The organism is Flavobacterium gillisiae (assembly GCF_900107635.1).
Taxonomy (GTDB): Bacteria; Bacteroidota; Bacteroidia; order Flavobacteriales; family Flavobacteriaceae; genus Flavobacterium; species Flavobacterium gillisiae.
The window spans coordinates 11,850-34,493 of sequence record NZ_FNRD01000004.1 but is presented as its reverse complement, the minus strand read 5'-3'; the positions used below and the strand labels follow the sequence as shown (position 1 = coordinate 34,493).

The following is a 22,644-nucleotide window of genomic DNA, read 5'->3' as shown; positions in this document are numbered from 1 at the left end:
AGATATGTTACAGAATATACTAATAGAAAGAAAGATATACGCATCAGAAGAACATAAAATGATGCAAGGAATGATTCAGGAATTCATCTCGAATGAAATAATGGATAAGCTGGATGACTGGGAAAAAGAAGGCATGGTAGGCCGTGAAATATGGAAACGAGCTGGGGATTTGGGATTATTGTGCATCGATATGCCAGAAATTTACGGAGGCGGAGGACTTGATTTTTCATTTAACGCTTTATTCATCGAAGAATTTGCGAAAAAAGGAATTAGTGGGCCCGGTTTTTCATTGCATTCTGACATTGTAGCGCCTTATTTGTTGAAATATGGAACTGAGGATCAAAAGCAGAAGTATTTGCCACAAATGGCCAAAGGCGAAATGATTACTGCAATAGGGATGACTGAGCCGAATTGCGGGAGTGATTTGAAAGCACTTCGAACCACCGCCGAAGATAAAGGCGACCATTATGTAGTAAATGGACAAAAAACGTTTATCACCAATGGTTTTATGTGTGATATGGCCATTGTAGCAGTAAAAACAAATGTCAATACAGATCAGGAAGGAGTGACTTTGCTTATAATGGAATCATCGATGGAGGGTTTCAGTAAAGGAATTCCTTTTAAGAAAATAGGAATGAAATCTCAGGATACCTGTGAGTTGTTTTTTGATAATGTAATAGTGCCCAAGGAAAACAGACTGGGAGAGGAGAGAATGGGTTTCAAAATTATGATGGAAGAATTGGCTCGTGAAAGATTGACAGTAGGTATTTTTGCAGTAGCAACAGCCGAAGGAGCCATTGAAGATACCATCGCTTATACGACGGAAAGAGAGGCTTTTAAAACTCAGATTGCTGGATTTCAAAACACCCAGTTCAAACTAGTTGAATGTACCACCCAAATGCAAATACATCAGGCTTTTTTAGATCGCTGCATAGAGTTATTAGTAGATCACAAATTAACGACTGAAACCGCTTCAATGATAAAATATTCGGCGACCGATATGTGTGGTAGCGTGGTTGATGAATGTTTGCAATTGTTTGGAGGTTATGGCTATATGTGGGATTACCCGATTGCTCGTATGTATGCTGACAATCGTGTGGCTCGTATTTATGCAGGGACTAATGAAATTATGAAAATAGTAATCGCTCGTGGATTGTTTAAAGACTTATTGAAAAGATGAAAGAAGTATTAGAAAAATATGCAGTAGTTTCAACTGTAAAAGTACAATGGGGTGACATGGATGCCTTGCAACACGTAAATAATGTGGTATATGTTCGCTGGGGAGAAACAGCCAGGATTGATTATTTTAGAGCGCTTGGGTTTTTTTCATCTAAAGGAGAGAAAATGAAAACAGGTATTATTTTAGGATTCCAGTCGGTTAAATATATTGCTCCGGTAACCTATCCAGATACCATTCATATTGGTACAAAAACGGAAGAAATCAGGGACGATAGAGTCGTCCTTAAATCTTTTTATTACAGTGAAAAAAGCCAAAAATTGATGGCGATAAAAACACATGAGGTCATTTTGTTTGATTTCAAAACCCAAAGTAAAATTCCGGTTCCAAAAGAATTAGTACTTCAAATAAATAATTTAGAAAGTATTTAATTTTTAAACTGAAACAGTAAACCGCGCCATATGCAAGAAATTCTGCCGTTAGAAGGAATAAAAATTTTGGATTTCACTCGCTTATTGCCAGGGCCACTTGGTACGCATATGTTGAGTCAAATGGGAGCGGAAGTGATGAAAATTGAAAGCCCGAAACGAATGGATTATACGCGGTATTATCAGCCGCAAATTAAGGGAGTATCTACGTTATTTCATACGCTAAACCATACCAAAAAACAACTGATCATAGACTATGAAACCTCAGAAGGATATCAGCAAATCGTGGAAGAAATAAAATTAGCTGATGTGTTGGTGGAACAGTTTCGCCCCGGCGCGATGGAAAGTTTTAATTTATCATTCGACACCGTAAAGAAAATTAATCCAAATATCGTTTATATTTCGGTCACTGGTTACGGACAATCGGGAGATAAAAAGGAGGCCGCAGGCCATGATTTAAACTATATGGCCGAAACGGGATTGCTCAGTATGAATCGGGACGAACAAGGGAAGCCGGTACTTCCTGGTTTTCAATTGGCCGACATTGCCGGAGGTTCGTTCATGTTAGTTTCTGCCTGCACCAGCGGACTGTTAGCGCAAAGATTACGGAAAACCCCGCAATATATTGACGTTTCCTTATTTGACGCTACGCTGGCTCTTGGTGCGATAGCTCAGGGGATGTTGCAGGGAAAGGCCGACTATAATCAGATGCCTTTTTTAAGCGGAGGCTTGGTTAATTATAATGTCTATGAATGTTCTGATAAAAAATGGATTGCCTTGGGCGCTTTAGAATTAAAATTTTGGAATTCTTTTTGTGACATGGTGCAGCGGCCTTTGTGGAAAACTTCAGATATTTCAACTTTGGTTACTGATTTTTTTGACAAAAATCAATTAGAAGAATTATTCAAAACAAAAACTAGGGATGAATGGGTAGTGATGGCTTCAAGTTTTGATGTGTGCTTGTCTCCGGTACTAGAAGTAAAGGAGGTGTATGAGCAAAAACATACTAAAGACAGAGCTGTTTTTAAGGAGATTAAAATTGATGAGGAACAAATCTATATTTACGATAAACCTTATAAAAACTATATGGACTAAAACGTTTTTTATAGTGAAGAGTAGTAAATAGGTTCACTAAAACTAGAGAAACAATTGTCCATGGAGATATTTCTTTTGTTGACCAATATATAGACGGATGAGGTACAATGGGCGGAAGCTCGGATTCATTAAAAGAAAATATGGACCTTACTCATTTCAACGACTTAACAAAAAGAGCTGCGCTTTTAATTTATAGATTGATTAATACTAAATTTTAAATTGATAAGGAATATAATAGCTAACTTGAGCCGTAAAATTTAGTAAAAACGTCAAGCTTAGCTAACCAGAAATAATAACATAGATATAATGGCACTTATTACAAAAAAAACGAGTCAACTACTACTTTTATTCTTCTTCTGTATTTTGCAATCATTTTCTCAAGATACGGGTAGTAAAGAAATTAATCGACTTCAAAAATTAGCACAAGAAGTTACCATTATTAGAGATAATTGGGGTATTGCCCATGTATATGGCAAAACTGATGCTGATGCTGTTTTTGGGATGCTTTATGCGCAATGTGAAGATGATTTTAAGCGTGTTGAAATGAATTATATCGAAAAATTGGGGCGTCTTTCTGAAATCAAAGGGTCATCGGTTTTATATAATGATTTGGAGATACGCCTTCTCATTGATGTAGATGAAGCAAAAGCCGATTACAAAAAAGCAGCTCCTTGGTTGAAAAAACTTTTAAATAGCTATGCTGATGGAGTCAACTTTTACCTTTATAAACACCCTGAAGTAAAGCCTGCTTTATTGACACATTTTGAGCCTTGGTTTCCTTTGCTTTGGACAGACGGAAGCATTGGCGCCATAAGTACTGCGGATTTAACCACTGGCGAACTGAAATCTTTTTACTCCGGCAATGCCGATAAGGTTTCTTATATTGAACGGGAAAAAGACATGCAAACGGGATCTAATGGCTTTGCTTTGGCTCCAGCCAAAACCGCTTCAGGAAATACTATTCTTTACATCAATCCTCATACGACTTTTTATTTCAGACCTGAAATACAGATAAGTAGTGAAGAAGGTTTGAATGCTTATGGAGCCGTAACTTGGGGACAATTTTTTATATATCAAGGATTTAATGAAAACTGCGGATGGATGCACACCTCTTCAAATGTCGATGTAGCCGATATGTATGCGGAAAAAATTATAACTAAGAATAAAAAACTATTCTATGAATACGATTCAAAATTGGTTCCCGTTATCGAAAAGACAATTACGATTAAATACCTTCAAAAAGGAAAATTAATCCCGAAAGAATTCAAAACGTACTTTACCAACCATGGTCCAATAATGGCCGAAAGAGATGGAAAGTGGATTAGCCTAAAGTCAAATAACAGAAATATGAATAGTCTTGTTCAAAGCTGGGTAAGAACAAAATCGAAAGGATTTGACGACTATAAAAAAGCAATGGATCTGAAAGCCAACACTTCAAATAATACCGTTTATGCTGATAATAAAGGGAATATTGCCTATTGGCATGGGAACTTTATTCCTATTAGAGATAAAAACTTAAACTGGTCAAAAGTTGTTGACGGAACGACATCAGCAACACAATGGAAGGGCTTGCATGAGGTCTCGGAAACTGTTCATTCCTATAACCCTTCCAATGGTTGGCTGCAAAATTGCAATTCCACACCCTATTCGGCTGCTGGTGTAGAGAGTCCGAAAGAGGAGGACTATTTACCTTATATGGCACCGGATGGAGAAAGTTTTAGAGGAGTAAATGCAGTTCGTTTATTAAGCAAAGGCGAAAAATATACTTTAGATAAAGTAATTGCCGATGGATATGACACGAAACTCTCCATTTTTGAGGTGCTAATTCCTGCCTTAGTTTCTAGTTTTGAAAAAAATATAAAAACGGATACTACGCTTTATGCAGACTTGGCGGAACCGATAGCCGTTTTAAAAAAATGGGACTACTATGCAAACGAGAATTCGGTTGCTACAACTTTGGCTAACGAATGGGGATTTACCTTAGATCCTATCATTAGAAAGACTTACATCAATGAAGGTGAGTTAGATCAGGTTGAAAATACAGTAGATTTCGCGAAAAATGCTTCGCCGGACCAACTGCTACCGCAATTGCAAATGGTTGTTAAGGAATTAAAAACGAAATATGGAACATGGCAAATTCCTTGGGGCGAAATCAATCGTTTTCAAAGATTGTCTGGAGATATAAATCTCGATTATGATGATGCCATTGCCAGTTTGCCCATAGGCAATTCTTCCTCACTTTGGGGCTGTCTACCAGCTTATAAAAGTAGTTACCAAAAAAACACAAAGAAAAGGTATGGTTACAGCGGCAATAGTTTCGTGTGCGCTGTAGAATTTGGAGATAAAATAAAAGCTAAGTCTTTATTGGCCGGTGGAAATAGTGGAGATCCTAAATCGAAACACTTTGATGATCAGGCAGGAATGTATCAGAAAGGCGAATTCAAAGATGTACTTTTTTACAAAGAAGATGTAGAGAAAAATGCAAAACGAAACTACCATCCCGGAGAATAACAGCTAATAGAAAATAAAAAAATCCGCTTGAGAGAAACTTCTGCTAAGCGGATTTTATCGTAAAATAGTTCTAGCTGTAAATACCATTTGTGATTAAGTAATTTCCTTCTCCGCTTTAGTTTTAGTCTTTAGATTAAGTTAGTAGTGTAAATAATTTTTCCAATTTCTATTAGTACGTCATAGCATACAGTTGATTATTCAGCATTCGTAAAAATATCAAGATTTGAAATTCTGCCCTATTTTTCAATTTAGAGCAGTGAATGCAGCATGTTGAAATTTGATAAGCCATTTTTTTTTAGTAATTTTAAGGAAATAAAAGAACTATGAAAATTATAGCCTTTGGCGCAAGCCCCAGTAGAAATTCCATTAATAAAAAATTAGCAACATATGCTGCTGGTTTATTTGAAAATGGGGAAGTTGAAGTGCTTGATTTAAATGCGTACCAGATGCCAATATTCACTGTGGATATTGAAGAGTATATAGGAGAACACCCTTTAGCGCAAAAGTTTTTGGATAAAATTGGCACTGCGGATGTTTTAGTGGTTTCCATGGCTGAAAATAACGGAAACTATTCAGCGGCTTTTAAAAATATTTTTGACTGGTGTTCGCGTATTTCTGGGAAAGTTTTTCAGGAAAAGCCAATGCTTCTAATGTCCACCTCAGACGGAAAAAAGGGAGCAGCAAATGTTTTGGGTATTGCTAAAAATGCGTTTCCATATTACGGAGGAAATATAAAAGCGGCATTCTCATTACCTAGTTTTTATAGTAATTTTGATGTTGAAAACGGGATGATAACTAATCCTGAATTAGATAATCAATTGAAGGCGATTGTTAATAGTTTTCAATTCTAAAATCAAGAATCGTTAATCTTCAACCTAAAATCATTTTGTCAATATCATTCTTAATAACTTTGAGGGCGTACTCTTTTAAAATATATTGAGATATCCTATATTAGCACAAAATCCACAAAATTTAAAATGTCAGATCAAAATCAATATACCGAAGATAATATCCGATCGCTCGATTGGAAAGAGCACATCCGTATGCGTCCTGGTATGTATATTGGGAAATTGGGAGATGGTTCTTCTCCTGATGACGGTATTTATATTCTTCTAAAAGAGGTGCTGGACAACTGTATCGATGAATTCGTTATGGGTGCTGGTAAAACTATCGAGGTGACTATTAAGGATAAAACGGTTACCGTTAGGGATTACGGTCGTGGAATTCCTCTTGGAAAAGTGATTGACGTAGTTTCTAAGATGAACACGGGGGGGAAATACGATTCCTTAGCTTTTAAGAAATCAGTTGGTTTGAATGGAGTAGGAACAAAAGCAGTAAATGCTTTGTCCAATTACTTTCGTGTAGAATCCGTTCGTGATGAGAAACAAAAGGCCGCCGAATTTTCAGCGGGGAATTTAATGCTGGAAGAAGATGTTATTGATACCACGAAGAGAAAAGGAACTAAGGTAACTTTTATTCCGGATGAAGCCATTTTCAAAAATTACAAATACCGTTATGAGTATGTAATCAAGATGTTGAAAAATTATTGTTACCTAAATAATGGACTAACAATAGTTTTCAACGGAGAAAAATATTTTTCTGAAAATGGTCTGAAAGACTTATTGGAAGAAACAATTCATGCAGATGATTTAGAATATCCTATCATTCACTTGAAAGGAGAGGATATCGAAATCGCATTAACACACAGTAAAACACAATATAGCGAGGAATACCATTCGTTTGTAAACGGACAGAACACCACACAAGGAGGAACGCATCTTGCTGCTTATCGTGAAGCAATTGTAAAAACCATTCGTGAATTTTACAATAAAAGTTTTGAAGCTTCAGATGTGCGAAAATCGATTGTGAGTGCTGTTAGTATCAAAGTGATGGAGCCTGTATTTGAATCACAGACGAAAACCAAGTTGGGTTCTACTGATATTGGGTCGGAACCTGGTATGCCGTCCGTGCGTACTTTTGTAAATGATTTTGTTAAAACTAAATTAGATAATTACTTACATAAAAATACGGCGACTGCCGATGCTTTATTACGCAAAATTCTTCAAGCAGAACGAGAAAGAAAGGAATTATCAGGAATTCGAAAATTAGCCAAAGACCGAGCTAAAAAATCGAACTTGCACAACAAAAAATTAAGAGATTGTCGTGCACATCTTACGGATACTAAAAATCCAAGGAATCTAGAAAGTACGCTTTTTATCACAGAGGGAGATTCTGCATCTGGTTCGATTACAAAATCTCGTGATGTTAATACACAGGCTGTTTTTAGTTTGCGTGGAAAGCCGTTGAACTCCTACGGCATGAGCAAGAAAATTGTTTATGAAAATGAGGAATTCAATTTATTGCAGGCTGCATTAGACATTGAAGATGACATGGAAAACCTGCGTTACAATAATATTGTGATCGCAACGGATGCCGATGTCGATGGAATGCACATTCGTTTATTGTTAATTACTTTTTTTCTACAGTTTTTTCCTGAATTGATAAAAGAAGGGCATTTGTATATTTTACAAACACCTCTTTTTAGGATTCGAAACAAGAAAGAAACTATTTATTGCTATTCTGAGGACGAGCGAAAAGCAGCCATTGAAAAACTGAAACCAAAACCGGAAATTACTCGATTTAAAGGTTTGGGAGAGATATCACCCGATGAGTTTAAAAATTTCATTGGAGATACGATTCGTCTTGATCCCGTTATGATGGATAAAAACACCTCGATTGAACAACTGCTTTCTTTCTACATGGGGAAAAATACGCCAGACCGACAAGAATTTATCATCAAGAACTTGAAGGTGGAATTGGACGTGATTGACGCAGTATAAAAAATAATATTAAGTTGATAAGAACTTTTCTTATACAATTCAAAGAAAATAAATGGACGAAGAAGAAAATATAAATCCAGAAGAGCAACAAGAATCAAAAAAGCCTGAAGGACAGCATTTTTACGATAATAGAGAAGACGAGAACGATACTATTACCAAAGTTACGGGAATGTATAAGGATTGGTTTCTGGATTATGCTTCCTATGTAATTCTAGAACGTGCTGTTCCTGCAATTGAAGATGGTTTTAAACCGGTTCAACGTAGAATCATGCACTCTCTAAAGGAGTTAGATGACGGTCGTTACAATAAAGTCGCTAATGTAGTGGGACACACTATGCAATACCATCCTCACGGGGATCAGAGTATTGGTGATGCGATGGTACAGATTGGACAAAAAGAATTATTGATTGATTGCCAGGGAAACTGGGGAAATATCCTGACCGGTGATGGAGCTGCAGCTTCTCGTTATATTGAGGCTCGTTTGTCTAAGTTTGCTTTGGAGGTTATCTATAGTCCCAAAATTACGGATTGGGGAATGTCGTATGATGGAAGAAGAGCTGAACCTAACAATCTTCCCGTTAAGTTTCCATTGCTTTTAGCACAAGGTGCTGAAGGTATTGCAGTAGGACTTTCGACAAAAGTATTACCACATAATTTTAATGAGTTAATCGATGCTTCGGTAAAAATATTGAAGGGGAAACCTTTTACGATTTATCCGGATTTCATGACTCAGGGTATCGCAGATATCTCCAACTATAATAATGGATTGCGAGGCGGTCGTGTACGTGTACGTGCAAAAATTGCGCAACTGGATAAGAATACCTTAGTGATTACCCAAATTCCGTTTTCGACAAATACGACTACTTTAATAGACAGTATTTTGAAAGCCAATGATAAAGGGAAAATCAAAATCAAAAAGATTGAAGACAACACAGCTGCCGAAGTTGAAATTTTAATTCATCTTTTTCCTGGAGTTTCTCCAGATAAAACTATTGATGCGTTATTTGCTTTCACGGCCTGCGAAACATCTGTAGCGCCATTAGGTTGTGTTATTGAAGACAATAAGCCTTTGTTTATTGGTGTTTCTGATATGTTGAAAATTTCGACTAACAGAACGGTTCAATTACTAAAAAGCGAACTTGAAATTCAATTAAGTGAACTGGAAGAACAATGGCACTTCTTGTCTTTGGAGCGAATATTTATCGAAAACAAAATCTACCGTGACATTGAGGAAAAAACCACGAGAGAAGATGTTATACAAGCAGTTGATGATGGTTTAAAACCGCACATTAAACATTTAAAACGTGCTATAACAGAAGAAGATATTCTACGTTTGTTAGATATCCGAATCATGCGTATCTCTAAATTTGATAGCAATAAGGCACAAGATAAAATTGAAGCTTTAGAAGGAAATATAGAACAAGTAAAACATGATTTAGAACATTTAATTGATTTTGCTATTGCTTATTTTATCAAGCTGAAAGAGAAATACGGAAAAGGTCGCGAACGCCAAACAGAGCTTCGTGTTTTTGATGATATCGAAGCTACAAAAGTAGTTTTACGAAATACTAAACTATACGTTAATAGAGAAGAAGGCTTTGTAGGAACGAGTTTGAAAAAAGACGAGTATGTTACAGATTGTTCAGATATTGACGACGTCATTGTTTTTCTACGTGACGGAAGCATGATGGTGACTAAAGTGGATGCCAAAACCTTTGTGGGTAAAGATATTATTCACATTGCCATTTTTGACAAAAGCGACAAGCGCACTATTTATAATGTGATTTATCGTGACGGTAAATCTGGTCCTTCTTATATAAAGAGATTTAACGTTTCAGCGGTTACCAGAGACAAGTTGTATGATTTGGCAAATGGAACTAAAGGATCGCAAATACTTTATTTCACTTGTAATCCGAATGGAGAAGCCGAAGTGATAACGATTATATTACGTCAGATAGGAAGTATTAAGAAATTGAAATTTGATATTGATTTTGCTAAAATGGCTATTAAAGGTCGTAGTTCCAAAGGGAATTTAGTTTCCAAGTATCCGATTAAGAAGATTGAAATTAAAGAAAAGGGAATATCGACTTTACTACCAAGGAAAGTTTGGTATGATGATACTGTCCAAAGATTGAATGTTGATGCAAGAGGAGAATTGTTAGGGGAATTCAGACCTAATGATAAAATTTTGATTATTCAACAATCGGGGAAATTAAAAGTAATTACGCCAGAATTGTCCACTCATTTTGATTCGGATATGGTTGTATTAGAAAAATGGGTTCCTAAAAAACCAATTTCTGCCATTTATTACGATGGAGAAAAAGAACGTTATTACATTAAACGTTTCTTGGTTGAAACTGAAAATAAAGAAGAACTGATTATAACGGAGCATGCAAATTCACAATTGGAGATTGTATCAACGGATTACCGTCCGGTAGTTGAACTAGTTTTTCCAAAGATAAAAGGAGTTCAAAAAGAATCAATGACAGTCGATATTGAAGACTTTATCGCGGTAAAAGGATTTAAGGCACTAGGAAACCAATTAACCACTGATAGGATCAAACAGGTTAATATGCTAGACCCATTACCTTATGAGGTTCCTGAAGAAATTATTCCTGAACGCCGAATCACAAATGATGATGGTACTGATGTTCAACTCGATGAAGACGGACAAGTCAACTTATTTTAATTTCCAGATATAAAAAAAGCTCCATAAGGAGCTTTTTTTATGTTCTAATATATTTTATTTCTTTTTAGAGGCTTTCATATTGATGACTTCTACCATCAACGAGAAAGAAATTGCAAAATACAAATACCCTTTTGGGACTGGAGTTACATGACTTCCAAAAATTAGTGCGTTTGATAAGTGAGCACTTTCTGTAAGCAACATAAAGCCAATAAGAATTAAGAAGGATAACCCCAGAATTTGTATCGAAGGGTGTTTGTTTACAAAACTACCTACAGGAACAGCAAACTGCATCATGATAAGAACTGAAATTACCACTGCTGTAATCATAATGTATAAAGCACCTTCTACACCATTAGTCATACCCACTGCAGTAAGAATACTGTCAAAAGAGAAAACTAAGTCAATCATAATGATTTGCAAAAGCACATTTTGAAAAGATTTAGTGGCTGCTTTACCTAATTCCTTTTCTTCAAGTCCTTTTTCGTCTACTTTTTCTCTGATTTCACTAGTGCTTTTATAAATAAGGAATAAACCACCAAGAAGTAATATGACACTTTGTCCCGTAATTCCAGCTGACAACCACTTTAAATCGATTGTGAACCATGGTTCTTTCATTTGAATCAATAAATTAATACCAAACAAAAGAGCGATTCTCATGAACATGGCAAGAAACATACCTATTTTAGTTGCCTTTTTTCGACTCTCTACCGGTAATTTACCTGTAGCAATCGAAATGAAAATGATGTTGTCTATTCCAAGAACAATTTCCAGGAATGTCAATGTTAATAAGGCGATCCAAGCATCAGGATTTAAAAATACTTCCATTTTGTTTTATTATGAATTGATGATTAATAGGTTCAACTAGGAGTGTTTAGTCGGCTAATTTTGTTACTATTCCTTTTTGTTTTCCTGGTATTCCTACCATTCCAAATTCAAAGGTATATGTATTTTCTGAAGTGGTCAAAATTTTCATTTCTATTGACTTTTCCTCTGCCATGTTCTTTGGGTGCAATTTTTTCAAAATGTACTCACAATCGTTAATCCATCGAATCGATGCTGTATCTGTTTTTCCATCGTATGTTTCAATTTCCAGGCTATCATTACGTTCAAACACGGTTGTTTTTTTAACACCGTCCACTTCGTATTCAAAACTGAATTTACCGGTTCTAAAATCTTTGCAATCACGTTCGACGTTATAGCAGGAAATAAATAGTAGAAGTAGGGGAAGTAATAGTAATTTTTTCATTTCAAATTATTTTTTGGAGCTTTGTCTTTCTATTCGTTTTAATCTGTGATTGCGAGGAATGAAGCAATCTTTTTTCGGGGTTACTTGATGCTACGCGAAAAATAGATTTCAACTGTTTTAAGAGCTAGCGGTATGTTATTTTAATCGTTTTAATTCTTCGTCGGTAAAATGTTTAATGCTCTTTTCCTGAGCAAATTTCGCCGCATTATGCTGATTCGAGTTGTTTTTGGGAATCGATAAACTGTCCCAATTACTATTTTTTAATTGTTTGGCATAAAAAACTATTTGTCCTATATGGTAGGGATAGTGGGCCAATTGTCTGTTTATTGCATCGAGTGCTGTTTGTCCTTCATTTCGGATGTAAATAATTTGCACAAGTTCTTCCGGTTTTAAAGATTCGATTGCTTGAAAAAAGCAGTTCCAACCTTTGTTCCATATTGCTATTACTTCTTCTTTGGAGGTGATGCTAGTTTCAAATTCATAATCGCGTTCTCTCCATTCTTTTTCTCCATCAGTAGTTAGGAAATCTGTCCAGCGAGATAACATATTTCCCGAGAGATGTTTTACAATTGCCGCAATGCTGTTAGAATCATCATTTGGTGTAATAAAAAGCTGTTCCGTTTGTAATTGATCGATTGCTTTCTCGCCAATTGTTTTGTAATAATGCATTTGCTTTTTTACACTTGAAAGATACAGTTCATTTGTTTCCATCTTTACTGAATTTTTATATCATATTTATCGAGAAGTCCAGGAATTCCTTGTGCGGAAAACTTAGCCTTTTTCATAGGATTGAATTCTGGGTCAATTTTATAATTGTAAGCAGTCAGGAAATCAACTTCCTTTAATTGGGTATCATTAAAAATGGCATTGTCTAAATTGCAATTTTCAAAAACCGAATTAGAAAGTGTGCTTCCTATGAAACTAACTTCTTTCATCGAACAGCTATTGAATTTTGTTTTTGGCATTTTCTTATTGGCAAAAGACGAGTAATCCAAAACACAATCTTGAAAACTCACCGTAAATAGAAAATCAGTACAGCTGTTAAATTGAATTCCCAGTAATTTGCAATTGGTAAAATGGACTGTTTTTAAACTGGTTCCCATTAAACTGGTCATCGAAAGATTGCAATCGATAAACTCACAATCCATAAAAGTATTGTTTGAGAAATCACTGTTAGATAAATCGCAATTTTTAAAGACGCAATCTTCAAATTCTCGATTACTGACTTTCTTGTTTATAAAAACTATTTTTTCAAATGTTTTTTGAATGTGAATTAAGTCTTCCATTAGTCGTTAAATATACCTTTCATAATTGTTTTTAATCCTAAATACATTAAATACATGGCTCCCAGGCAGGCAGCAATACCGATTGCTAGAACAAGATAATGCCACAGGTTTTGCTTGTTGATGAATGCATTATAAATAATTGACGGACCTATAAATAACAGCGGCAGAGCACCGGTTAAGTATTTAATTCCTTTGGATAAAAGTTCTTTATTGGTTGCCATTAATTTTAGTTTAAAAGGGTTGATTTAACCACAAAGCGTACTAAGTTTTTGCAAAGTACTTTAATTTACAACTTCTTGACTTATTTATTATAAAAGGCAACGGCTTTCCTAACACTTCCGTGTTCTTTCAATAAGGCAGCTGCTTCTTCATAGCTAACTGGAATTTCTCCCATAATCATTTTGGTACCGCGATCAACGAGTTTGGTGTTGCTTAGTTGCATATCGACCATTTTGTTGCCTTTTACTTTTCCGAGTTGGATCATAGTGGCGGTCGAAATCATGTTCAACACTAATTTTTGTGCTGTACCAGCTTTCATTCTGGAGCTTCCGGTTACAAATTCTGGTCCAACTATAACTTCAATAGGGAACTGTGCTGTTTCAGAAAGCGGGCTTCCTAAATTACAGGAAATACTTCCTGTAAGAATATTATTTTTGTTACACATTTCTAAACCACCTATGACGTAAGGCGTTGTTCCTGATGCGGCGATACCGACCACGACATCATTTTCAGTTATATGTTGTTCTTGTAAATCTTTCCAAGCTTGAGTTGCATTGTCTTCGGCATTTTCTACGGCACTGCGAATCGCCATGTCGCCACCGGCAATGATTCCGTTTACCAAGTCAAAGGGTACACCAAAAGTAGGTGGACATTCTGATGCATCCACAATCCCTAATCGTCCAGAAGTTCCGGCGCCAATGTAGAATAATCTTCCACCCAATTTCATTTTAGCTACAATTTGAGTGACTAAAGTTTCAATTTGAGGAAGTGCTTTTTCAACAGCATAAGGAACGGTTTTGTCCTCCTGATTGATATTAGCAAGCAGTTCTTGTACAGACATCTTTTCCAGATGGTCGTATTTTGAGGATTGTTCAGTAGTTTTTGTAAATGTCATTTTTTCTTAAATATTCAAATTTTGTATGCGTAACTCTAAACTGTTTTAGGATTAACTCGTGAGTTGTCCTTGTCGTGCGTGAGGGATAGCAGTGGAAATCCTTTTTTATGTAGCGATAGCGAAATAAAAAAGATTGCAACGCATAGCCCGACCCTTGTGGTCACGCCCACACCTTAAATTTATAAAAAATAAGCCAATGCAATTCCCAAAACAATCATGGAAACTTTGGCAATATTGAATTTGTGCCCTTCACTGCTTTCAAAAATGATCGTGGAGGAAATATGAAATAATATCCCGATTACAACGGCCGTGATTTCAGTGTAATAGAGATTCAGTATCGGTAAAAAATCAGATGCTAATGTCCCTAATGGAGTCATTAATGCAAAGGTAATCATAAAGCCAAAAATCGCTTTTTTATTTAGGTGCGAATTAATAAAAAAAGTGGTTAGGATAATTGCTATCGGTAAATGGTGAATGGCAATACCAACTGCTAAATCATGGTGATGGCTTACCGGAAAACCTTCCAGAAAAGCGTGTATGCATAGACTGATAAACAACAACCACGGAATGTGAGACATGTTTACGTGTCCATGGGTGTGCCCATGTTCTGCGCCTTTTGAGAAAAATTCAAGTATAATCTGGAATAGAATTCCAAGCATTATGCAGATTCCTATATTTGGATTTTTACTTTCATAAACATCCGGTAACAGGTGCATCACAGTCAGAGATAATAGAAAAGCGCCACTAAAAGCCAATAGTAACTTTAGGTTGGTTTTGTTTTTAGGTTTTAAAAACAAGGCTATCCCATATCCTAGTAGTACTGAGAGTAAAGGTAAAAGGTAATTCATACTTATTTGTTGAATTGTTGTTTTGCTGAACTGCTGAATCATCCCTTTTTAGTGGGTGATTATACAAATTAACGGATTGCCGAATAGATTATTTAAAAATCATTATTAATCTCTCGCTTTCATTCCTATAGAACTTTTTCAATTTATAGTCTCCAAAAGTGTCTAAAAGATAGATTCCAGCTTCTTCCATTAAGGTTTCAAAGTCTTGCAGTGTTAAAGCTTTTACTTTCTCAGTGTAATGAAATTTTTGCCCTTTGTCTTCGAAGTCAATTTCTTTATAAATATGTCCGTCTTTTAAATAGCGCTTCAAGTGAAAGTCAATTCCTTCGACCGTTTTTGTTTCTTCTGGAACAAGGGTGTTTAGCACTTGGTTTACATTCATGAAATCAATCACGGCAAAACCATATTCAGACAAGCTTTCTTTGATTGCAATTAGCGTTGTAAGATTGTCTTCGTCATTTTCGAAATAACCAAAACTGGTAAACAAATTAAAAATGGCATCGTACTTTTCTTCAAAAGGCTCTCGCATGTCGTGCACTTTAAAATGCAAAGTGTCATTGGTGTTTTTACTTGCTTCGGCGATACTGTTCTCAGATAAATCAGCACCCAAAACATCAAATCCCAATTCGTTCAAGTAGATTGAATGGCGGCCTTTACCACAAGCTAAGTCAAGTACTTTAGCTTTTTCAGGCAGATTAAGGTAATTCGTTATGTTGTCCATAAAAAGCTGCGCTTCGCTATTGTTTCGCTCTTTGTAAAGGATGTGATAATAAGGTGTATCGAACCAAGAACTGAACCAAGTTTCTGCTGGTTGTTCTGGATTTATATTCGCTGGTTTTTGTTCTTCAGACATTTATTCTTTTTCAATTAATTCAAGTCCGGCAAATTTAGTGTATTTTTGCTGAAAAATAACGAAACCGTGCAGATACACAGAGATTCTCGTTGAGAAACCTTTAATTTCGATCACGGATTAAACATAAAGCAGAAAAAGGTCTGTTTTAATTGATACACACAAATGGAAAATAATTTTAAGATGGTTGCCAAAACCTTTTTTGGTTTTGAGGAAATATTAGCAAAGGAATTACAAATGTTGGGCGCACAAGACGTGGAACAGGGTGTAAGAATGGTAAGTTTTAAAGGGGATAAGGGGTTTATGTACAAAGCGAATTTGTCATTGCGTACCGCTTTAAAAATTTTGAAGCCTATTTATTTTTTTAAGGCAAATAATGAACAAGCTTTATATAAAGGAATTTCTGGTGTAAACTGGTCAAGATATATTAGTGCCAATCAAACTTTTGTGATTGATGCGACTGTGCATTCAGATAATTTTAATCACTCTGAATTTGTATCTCAAAAATGTAAGGATGCCATTGTAGATCAATTTAGAGAGCGAACAGGACAACGTCCAAGTATTGATAAAATACACCCCGATTTAAGAATCAACATTCATATCGATAAAGATCAAGTTTCCGTTGCGTTAGACACTTCTGGAAATTCGTTGCATCAACGTGGGTATAGAACAGCAACTAATATTGCTCCTATAAATGAAGTATTAGCAGCAGGTGTTTTATTGCTTTCAGGTTGGGATGGACAAGGTGATTTCTTAGACCCAATGTGTGGTTCAGGTACTTTCTTGGCTGAAGCCGCTATGATTGCTTGTAATATTCCGGCAAACATTAACCGTAAAGAATTTGCATTCGAAAAATGGCATGACTGGGATAATGATTTGTTTGACAATATCACGGACAGTTTATTGAAAAGAGTAAGAGAATTTCATTACACTATAAAAGGCTTCGACAAAGCGCCATCAGCAGTAAGCAAAGCCAAAGACAATATTAAGAATGCCAATTTAGAAGAGTATATTACTATTGAAGAGAAAAATTTCTTTGATACGGAGAAAACGACACAAGGAAAATTACACATGGTATTTAATCCTCCTTATGATGAGCGATTGGATATCCACATGGAAGAATTCTACAAAAATATTGGTGATACTTTGAAGAAAAACTATCCTGGAACTAATGCTTGGTTCATCACAGGGAATCTAGATGCATTGAAATTTGTAGGATTAAAACCTTCAAGAAAAATCAAACTTTTTAACGCTAGTATTGAAGCGAGATTAGTTAAATACGAAATGTACGAAGGAAGTAAGAGAACTAAATTTCAGACTCAGGAACCAGAACCAGATAATACTGCGGCTGTTTCAGACAGTAGTGATCAGTAGTCAGTTCTAGAGCAATAAAGAGTATATCAGTTAGAACAAATAATTGAGACAATAAAACTCCCCCCAACCCCTTCCTTCGGAGGGGGTTGGGGGGAGGATAAAGACAATAAAACTCCACAAAGTCTCCCCTTCCTTCGGAGGGGTTGGGGGGAGGATAAATTTTTAATATTATATACAATGAGTAAATTACAAGTAAGAGCATTTTTATACCAATTAGGCTGTTTTGCCATATTATTCATCTCAGCGCGTTACTTAATAGAGCGTTATACGGGGTTAACCGACTTTTGGATTCCTTTGACTGCCTTTGTTGTTGGAACGCTTTTGTCTCCAAAATTCCAAGCTGTTAAAACGCAAGACGGCGAGAAGTTGTATATGAAATGGATTTTTACCAAAGGAGTAAAAGAAATAGGATAACGTTTATCCAAAATGCACATCAAAAAAACCACCTCTTTACTGATTATTATAATCAATGAAGAGGTGGTTTTTTATTTTTGAATAAGTAGCGATAGCGTAGAATTATGAAATCTATCTCAAATAAAATGCCTTTCTAAACACAATAAACGCTATGTTTCTATGTGTTTAAAAAAGAACCGCAGCTTCACTGATCTTATAATCGTGAAACTGCGGTTTATTATTTTGTAAAATTAGCGTAGTACTATGTATTCTATGTTAAATGAAATGCCTTTCTAATCACAATAAAGGCTATGTTTCTATGTGTTTTAAAAAACAAGTCTATCATCTAAAAGTAAAATGTTCCTACCGAAAATTCGCAAATTTTTATTTTTGAATAAGTAGCGATAGCGTAGAATTATGAAATCTATCTCTAAACGTAATAAAACCTACCTTTCTATGTGTTTTGATAAACAAGATGAACAAACTTTATTTTTTAGTAACTCCTTTTTTAGGCACTACGACTGGTATCACTTTCTTTTTATAAATAGGAATGAAATAGGAAACGGTGTAATTGAAACCAACTCCAAAATCACCATCATAAGTTCTGTTAAAACCTGGGATATAAAGGTTCTCAAAATTATCCGGCTCTTTATTAGAAACCAATCGGTTCAAGCGAAAGCTGAATCCCACGAAAACATTATCAAAAACTTTAGCTTTTATTCCGGCAACCACTTCGATCCAACTAGCTGTTAGTCCATTGAATTTTTCTCCCGAAGCAATGGCAGGTATTTCTCCAAAATATGGATTGGCATTATAAATTTTGTAGCTGTTCAATTCCTGATTAAAAGTACTGAAACCGTAACGCAGTCCAATTGAGATAATGTTCTCCATGTCCAACCAGTTTTCGTAAGCATTGTAATCAAAACCTGCTTTTAGATACGATCCTTTTGTAGTGAAATTCAATCGAGTGTCATCAGTAGTTTTATTTTCATTTCCAATTTCGGCAGCCAAAAAATATTTTTTTGTCAATCGATAGTCACCCACAAATTCGATTCCTTTATAATCCTTGTCATATAAAGCACGGCTCAATTTGAAAAGATCAACACCCACACGCAATCCGTAACGGTCTGTTTTTACAGGAACGGCTGTGTTTTGTTTCTCATCGGGCAATTTCACTGTCTTTAATTTCCCGTTATCAGGAATTATAGCTTTAGTACTCGTACTGTCAGCTACATTTTTTAGAGTAGTGGTTTGCTTCGCCAATTCGCCTTTTTGACTCGTGTCTTGTGCTTCTACTAAAAACAAAGAAAAAATGAGGCAAATACTAAAAATATATTTCAAGGTGTGTTTCATTTTCGTTATCGATAGTACTGTTTTTTACGGCGACGTATTGAATCCATTTCTGATCTGGTATAGCGGCATCGGTAAGTATAGGCGTTTGAGGATCTAGTGTATATACTGTTTTAAAACCACAGGCTCGAGAAACAAATACATTTTCTCGCACGTAAGTAAATTTGAGAACGTCTTCATTTACTAATGTGGCAGTAGCACTTCCGTAGTTTAGGATAAAGCTAAAGGTAGTTGCATCTGCATCTGTTTTCAGCGGAATTGAAACAGTGCTTCCATTGATCAAAGTACTACTTTCATAAGTAACCCCTTCGGTCATTCCTTCTCCAATTATGGTTAAATCAGTCACTTCTTTCAGTTCTGATGGATTGTTTACATCGTAAAATGAAATCACTAAGCGCGGAGTGGTAACTGTATCGGCATCACAGATATCGTCTTTCTCACAACCGGAGAAAGACAAGGCGATAACAAACAGTAACAGTATTATTTTTTTCATATCTATTTTTAGTGATCAGTAATTAGTAAAAAGTAATTAGCACAAAATTGAAACTAATTACTTTTTACTAGGGACTAGCTATCTTCTTTCTAAAAGAACCACATTCTCTACGTGATGCGTTTGCGGAAACATATCCACAGGACGTACGCGAGCTACTTTGTATTTCTCGTCCATCAAAGCTAAATCACGCGCTTGTGTAGCGGAGTTACAACTTACATAAACGATTTTTTCAGGAGCAATTTTCATGATTTGTTCAATCACGTCTTTGTGCATTCCGTCTCTCGGTGGGTCAGTGATGATAACATCAGGTTGTCCGTGTTGTGCGATAAAAGCATCGTTAAATACGACTTTCATATCTCCTACATAGAACTCACAATTATCAATATTATTACGAACGGCATTGGCTTTAGCATCCTTGATGGCGTCAGGAACACTTTCTACACCTATAACTTTTTTTGCTTTTTTAGAAACAAATTGAGCAATAGTTCCAGTTCCAGTATATAAATCATACACGATTTCATTTCCTGTTAAACCAGCAAAATCTCTCGTTATTTTGTATAATTCATACGCTTGATCAGAATTGGTTTGGTAGAATGATTTGGCATTAATGCTAAATTTCAATCCTTCCATTTCTTCTAGGATGTAATCACGTCCTTTATATAGTTTAATATCGGTGTCGTATAAAGTATCGTTTGCTTTATTATTCACTACATATTGCAAAGAAGTGATTTGTGGGAACTTCTCATAAAGATGATCCAATATTAATTCTCTGTTTGCTTTATCGTTTTCAAAAAACTGAATCAACACCATGATTTCTCCGGTAGAAGAGGTACGTAACATTAAAGTACGTAGCAAACCTTCGTGTGCTCTTGGGTTAAAGAAAGTCAGACCATTTGCATTAGCAAAATCCCTTACTTCGTTTCTAATTGCGTTTGATGGATCTTCTTGTAAATGACATTTGTTGATGTCTAGGATTTTATCCCACATTTTTGGGATATGAAAACCTAATGCGTTTCTGTTTCCTAAATCTTCGGTACTTCCTATTTCGGCTTCGGTCAACCAACGGCTGTTTGAAAACGAAAATTCCATTTTGTTTCTGTAGAAAAACTGTTTTTCTGAACCTAAGATTGGTTCAAATTCAGGAAGTTCTACTTTCCCAATGCGTTGCAAGTGGTTCAATACTTCATTTTGTTTGTAATACAACTGTTGGCTGTATTTCATATTTTGCCATTTACAACCACCACAAACACCAAAGTGTTCGCAAATAGGTTCTATACGATGTTCTGAAAATTCATGAAAGTGAATCGCTTTTCCTTCATAATAGGCCTTGCGCTTCTTAAAAGTTTGCACGTCAACCACATCACCCGGAACCACATTCGGGATAAACACTACTTTCCCATCAGGAGCCTTAGCTACTGATACTCCTTTTGCACCTGCATCGATGACTTTTATCTGGTGAAACACCACCTTATCTGTATTTTTCTTTGCCATGGCGCAAAAATAAGCGTTTGTACCTTAATATTTTCAAAAAGAGGTGATTTTTATTTGAGCCTATTCCCGCTTTCCGCTACAAATCCCCAGTTCTTCAAGCAAGAATACTACCCCAGTAAAGGAGCTTCCGCCGGTCGCTCTTTACCGGCGAGTATTCTAAAGCTTTCATTCCTGCGGGTTTTCCGCTAGAATCGAGGGCAGGGGAGTTGGGTGTTGTTTAGATTTTGAATTAAAAATGATTTTTTCGTTTCATCCATTCGTAGTTGACACTAACTGCAAACTGTATAGCGGGACAGCAACATCAAAATTTTACACGCAATAATTCTATACTAATGAAGAAATGATTTGTAAAATTGTGCAAAACCATGATTGTTAATGTGCACTAGGTAAGCTGTTAAAGAAAAAGAGAGCCACATGGCTCTCTTTTTTAAATTTAATATTTTTATTTTACTTACAACTCAATGCTTAAATAGCCGCTTTTTTGTAATTGAAAGTTATAGAGAATTCCATTGTCAACAACTTCGAGTTCTTTTGGGATATTATCAGCGTTTACCTTGAATTTTTTTAATGAAAAACCACAAGCAATTAACGTAACGTTATTCTTTTTGGCCATTTCCACATATTCTGTAATGAGTTCCTTGTCGGTTAGATCAGTAACAGTTTTACCACAAATTATTACCTTAAAGTTTCCGAAATTTTTGCCGTCCTCAGTGGCAAGTGCTTTGGCGGCTAAAACAATAGGTTTGATTTGTTGAATGTTTTTTGTTAAAACTACATAGTTTTTTGTCGCTACCACCTCTGTTTTTGGAACCAAAGAAGAACAAGCGGTTAGCAAAGTAAAGATGGATAGTATTAAAAGATAAGATTTAATTGATTTCATTTTGTTTAGTTTTTAGATTATTTAAATTATTCATTATAAAAAATAGCAAACCTCCCAAGAGGGCAATATTTTTAAACAGTGGGCCTATAGTTACCATTTGACCTACTTGTATCGTGATGGTAATAGGGACTAATATCAAAGCCAAAATTAATGCGGCGTACTTTGTTTTATACCCGATCATTAATGCAATTCCTGCTATTAACATAGGGATACCCGAAGCGATAACGGTGATACTGGGATCTCCGAAAAGGTAGGCCAGCTCCCTAAATCGGGCTTGATTGATTTTATGAACTGTTTTCTCGAGATTGAATAAGTGATTGAAACTCGCAACGATAAAGATGCCACTTAGTAACACCCTTAAAACGATGATAGAATTTCTATTTACATTTAAAGTATTAGTCATTTGTTATTGTATTAATTTTTTTGAAAGGAAACCACAGCAGTGCGCAAACCGAGCTCTTTAGGTTACAGTGCTCTGAGCTATGGACAATAATAAAGTCGATGGATTTGTGAAGCTTAAAAGTATTGACATACCGCAGAATAATAAGCCAGGGGATAGCAATAAATTTTATTCTGCAT

Annotated in this window: 22 protein-coding genes; 9 read left to right on the top strand and 13 right to left on the bottom strand. The window is 35.7% G+C overall.

The window, feature by feature from the left end; translation table 11 throughout:
• Positions 1-4: 4 nt before the first annotated feature.
• From BLV35_RS06810 to BLV35_RS06780, 7 genes are all read left to right on the top strand, one after another.
• Positions 5-1,180 carry an acyl-CoA dehydrogenase family protein gene (locus BLV35_RS06810; RefSeq protein ID WP_091086846.1) on the top strand — a complete coding sequence of 392 codons (1,176 nt, stop codon included), beginning with the start codon at positions 5-7 and terminating at the stop codon, positions 1,178-1,180.
• On the top strand, positions 1,177-1,608 hold the full coding sequence (locus BLV35_RS06805) for an acyl-CoA thioesterase (protein WP_091086843.1): 432 nt from the start codon (positions 1,177-1,179) through the stop codon (positions 1,606-1,608). The genes BLV35_RS06810 and BLV35_RS06805 overlap by 4 nt, the downstream gene beginning before the upstream one ends.
• Positions 1,609-1,638: 30 nt before the next feature.
• Positions 1,639-2,700: a CaiB/BaiF CoA transferase family protein gene (locus BLV35_RS06800; protein WP_091086840.1), complete on the top strand. Its 1,062-nt coding sequence runs from the start codon at positions 1,639-1,641 to the stop codon at positions 2,698-2,700.
• 306 nt (positions 2,701-3,006) lie between these two features.
• Positions 3,007-5,211 (top strand): penicillin acylase family protein, encoded by a 2,205-nt coding sequence (locus BLV35_RS06795; protein WP_091086836.1) that lies wholly within the window; start codon positions 3,007-3,009, stop codon positions 5,209-5,211.
• A 323-nt stretch (positions 5,212-5,534) separates the two neighbouring features.
• Entirely contained in the window at positions 5,535-6,062 is a 528-nt protein-coding gene (locus BLV35_RS06790) for an NADPH-dependent FMN reductase (RefSeq protein WP_091086832.1), read from the top strand.
• Between the two features lie 126 nt (positions 6,063-6,188).
• Positions 6,189-8,051, top strand: coding sequence for a DNA topoisomerase IV subunit B (locus tag BLV35_RS06785; protein ID WP_091086829.1), 1,863 nt, complete (start codon positions 6,189-6,191; stop codon positions 8,049-8,051).
• Between the two features lie 52 nt (positions 8,052-8,103).
• Complete coding sequence (locus BLV35_RS06780; protein WP_091086825.1) at positions 8,104-10,740, top strand: DNA gyrase/topoisomerase IV subunit A; 2,637 nt, start codon at positions 8,104-8,106, stop codon at positions 10,738-10,740.
• Positions 10,741-10,794: 54 nt separating this feature from the next.
• On the opposite strand, the gene BLV35_RS06775 is transcribed toward BLV35_RS06780, so the two are convergent.
• The 8 genes from BLV35_RS06775 to BLV35_RS06740 all read right to left on the bottom strand — a co-directional run bounded on the left by BLV35_RS06775 (position 10,795) and on the right by BLV35_RS06740 (position 16,087).
• Complete coding sequence (locus tag BLV35_RS06775) at positions 10,795-11,565, bottom strand: TerC family protein (protein ID WP_091086823.1); 771 nt, start codon at positions 11,563-11,565, stop codon at positions 10,795-10,797.
• Positions 11,566-11,611: 46 nt separating this feature from the next.
• The gene (locus BLV35_RS06770; protein WP_091086820.1) at positions 11,612-11,986 is read right to left on the bottom strand and encodes a DNA topoisomerase IV; all 375 of its coding nucleotides are present in this window, start codon (positions 11,984-11,986) and stop codon (positions 11,612-11,614) included.
• 135 nt (positions 11,987-12,121) lie between these two features.
• Complete coding sequence (locus BLV35_RS06765) at positions 12,122-12,697, bottom strand: DUF1572 family protein (RefSeq protein ID WP_091086815.1); 576 nt, start codon at positions 12,695-12,697, stop codon at positions 12,122-12,124.
• Positions 12,698-12,699: 2 nt separating this feature from the next.
• Positions 12,700-13,272, bottom strand: a complete 573-nt coding sequence (locus tag BLV35_RS06760; protein WP_091086812.1) for a pentapeptide repeat-containing protein — start codon at positions 13,270-13,272, stop codon at positions 12,700-12,702.
• A complete protein-coding gene (locus BLV35_RS06755; protein WP_091086808.1) occupies positions 13,272-13,493 on the bottom strand; it encodes a DUF6095 family protein in 222 nt (73 codons plus the stop codon). The genes BLV35_RS06760 and BLV35_RS06755 overlap by 1 nt, the downstream gene beginning before the upstream one ends.
• Before the next feature lie 80 nt (positions 13,494-13,573).
• A complete protein-coding gene (gene murQ / locus BLV35_RS06750) occupies positions 13,574-14,386 on the bottom strand; it encodes an N-acetylmuramic acid 6-phosphate etherase (protein WP_091086805.1) in 813 nt (270 codons plus the stop codon).
• A gap of 179 nt (positions 14,387-14,565) precedes the next feature.
• Entirely contained in the window at positions 14,566-15,234 is a 669-nt protein-coding gene (locus tag BLV35_RS06745; protein WP_091087651.1) for a ZIP family metal transporter, read from the bottom strand.
• An 88-nt stretch (positions 15,235-15,322) separates the two neighbouring features.
• The gene (locus tag BLV35_RS06740; RefSeq protein WP_091086804.1) at positions 15,323-16,087 is read right to left on the bottom strand and encodes a class I SAM-dependent methyltransferase; all 765 of its coding nucleotides are present in this window, start codon (positions 16,085-16,087) and stop codon (positions 15,323-15,325) included.
• A 162-nt stretch (positions 16,088-16,249) separates the two neighbouring features.
• Between BLV35_RS06740 and BLV35_RS06735 the strand changes: the two genes are divergently transcribed.
• Both BLV35_RS06735 and BLV35_RS06730 read left to right on the top strand, forming a co-directional pair.
• A complete protein-coding gene (locus BLV35_RS06735; protein ID WP_091086800.1) occupies positions 16,250-17,458 on the top strand; it encodes a THUMP domain-containing class I SAM-dependent RNA methyltransferase in 1,209 nt (402 codons plus the stop codon).
• A 177-nt stretch (positions 17,459-17,635) separates the two neighbouring features.
• The gene (locus tag BLV35_RS06730) at positions 17,636-17,872 is read left to right on the top strand and encodes a hypothetical protein (RefSeq protein WP_091086797.1); all 237 of its coding nucleotides are present in this window, start codon (positions 17,636-17,638) and stop codon (positions 17,870-17,872) included.
• Positions 17,873-18,337: 465 nt separating this feature from the next.
• Here BLV35_RS06730 and BLV35_RS06725 read toward each other — a convergent pair whose 3' ends face one another.
• The 5 genes from BLV35_RS06725 to BLV35_RS06705 form a co-directional block, all read right to left on the bottom strand.
• Positions 18,338-19,192: a DUF6048 family protein gene (locus BLV35_RS06725; protein WP_091087650.1), complete on the bottom strand. Its 855-nt coding sequence runs from the start codon at positions 19,190-19,192 to the stop codon at positions 18,338-18,340.
• Positions 19,176-19,694: a DUF6452 family protein gene (locus tag BLV35_RS06720; RefSeq protein ID WP_091086793.1), complete on the bottom strand. Its 519-nt coding sequence runs from the start codon at positions 19,692-19,694 to the stop codon at positions 19,176-19,178. The genes BLV35_RS06725 and BLV35_RS06720 overlap by 17 nt, the downstream gene beginning before the upstream one ends.
• Positions 19,695-19,772: 78 nt before the next feature.
• Entirely contained in the window at positions 19,773-21,185 is a 1,413-nt protein-coding gene (rlmD, locus tag BLV35_RS06715; RefSeq protein WP_091086790.1) for a 23S rRNA (uracil(1939)-C(5))-methyltransferase RlmD, read from the bottom strand.
• Positions 21,186-21,636: 451 nt separating this feature from the next.
• Positions 21,637-22,065: a sulfur reduction protein DsrE gene (locus BLV35_RS06710; protein ID WP_091086786.1), complete on the bottom strand. Its 429-nt coding sequence runs from the start codon at positions 22,063-22,065 to the stop codon at positions 21,637-21,639.
• Entirely contained in the window at positions 22,052-22,468 is a 417-nt protein-coding gene (locus BLV35_RS06705) for a DoxX family protein (RefSeq protein WP_091086783.1), read from the bottom strand. The genes BLV35_RS06710 and BLV35_RS06705 overlap by 14 nt, the downstream gene beginning before the upstream one ends.
• Between the last annotated feature and the right edge of the window lie 176 nt (positions 22,469-22,644).

Bases quoted from the DNA above. Each gene is read 5' to 3' on its own strand.
- BLV35_RS06810 (WP_091086846.1), top strand. From the start codon at position 5: ATGTTACAGAATATACTAATAGAAAGAAAGATATACGCATCAGAAGAA.
- BLV35_RS06805 (WP_091086843.1), top strand. From the start codon at position 1,177: ATGAAAGAAGTATTAGAAAAATATGCAGTAGTTTCAACTGTAAAAGTA.
- BLV35_RS06800 (WP_091086840.1), top strand. From the start codon at position 1,639: ATGCAAGAAATTCTGCCGTTAGAAGGAATAAAAATTTTGGATTTCACT.
- BLV35_RS06795 (WP_091086836.1), top strand. From the start codon at position 3,007: ATGGCACTTATTACAAAAAAAACGAGTCAACTACTACTTTTATTCTTC.
- BLV35_RS06790 (WP_091086832.1), top strand. From the start codon at position 5,535: ATGAAAATTATAGCCTTTGGCGCAAGCCCCAGTAGAAATTCCATTAAT.
- BLV35_RS06785 (WP_091086829.1), top strand. From the start codon at position 6,189: ATGTCAGATCAAAATCAATATACCGAAGATAATATCCGATCGCTCGAT.
- BLV35_RS06780 (WP_091086825.1), top strand. From the start codon at position 8,104: ATGGACGAAGAAGAAAATATAAATCCAGAAGAGCAACAAGAATCAAAA.
- BLV35_RS06775 (WP_091086823.1), bottom strand. From the start codon at position 11,565: ATGGAAGTATTTTTAAATCCTGATGCTTGGATCGCCTTATTAACATTG.
- BLV35_RS06770 (WP_091086820.1), bottom strand. From the start codon at position 11,986: ATGAAAAAATTACTATTACTTCCCCTACTTCTACTATTTATTTCCTGC.
- BLV35_RS06765 (WP_091086815.1), bottom strand. From the start codon at position 12,697: ATGGAAACAAATGAACTGTATCTTTCAAGTGTAAAAAAGCAAATGCAT.
- BLV35_RS06760 (WP_091086812.1), bottom strand. From the start codon at position 13,272: ATGGAAGACTTAATTCACATTCAAAAAACATTTGAAAAAATAGTTTTT.
- BLV35_RS06755 (WP_091086808.1), bottom strand. From the start codon at position 13,493: ATGGCAACCAATAAAGAACTTTTATCCAAAGGAATTAAATACTTAACC.
- murQ (WP_091086805.1), bottom strand. From the start codon at position 14,386: ATGACATTTACAAAAACTACTGAACAATCCTCAAAATACGACCATCTG.
- BLV35_RS06745 (WP_091087651.1), bottom strand. From the start codon at position 15,234: ATGAATTACCTTTTACCTTTACTCTCAGTACTACTAGGATATGGGATA.
- BLV35_RS06740 (WP_091086804.1), bottom strand. From the start codon at position 16,087: ATGTCTGAAGAACAAAAACCAGCGAATATAAATCCAGAACAACCAGCA.
- BLV35_RS06735 (WP_091086800.1), top strand. From the start codon at position 16,250: ATGGAAAATAATTTTAAGATGGTTGCCAAAACCTTTTTTGGTTTTGAG.
- BLV35_RS06730 (WP_091086797.1), top strand. From the start codon at position 17,636: ATGAGTAAATTACAAGTAAGAGCATTTTTATACCAATTAGGCTGTTTT.
- BLV35_RS06720 (WP_091086793.1), bottom strand. From the start codon at position 19,694: ATGAAAAAAATAATACTGTTACTGTTTGTTATCGCCTTGTCTTTCTCC.
- rlmD (WP_091086790.1), bottom strand. From the start codon at position 21,185: ATGGCAAAGAAAAATACAGATAAGGTGGTGTTTCACCAGATAAAAGTC.
- BLV35_RS06710 (WP_091086786.1), bottom strand. From the start codon at position 22,065: ATGAAATCAATTAAATCTTATCTTTTAATACTATCCATCTTTACTTTG.
- BLV35_RS06705 (WP_091086783.1), bottom strand. From the start codon at position 22,468: ATGACTAATACTTTAAATGTAAATAGAAATTCTATCATCGTTTTAAGG.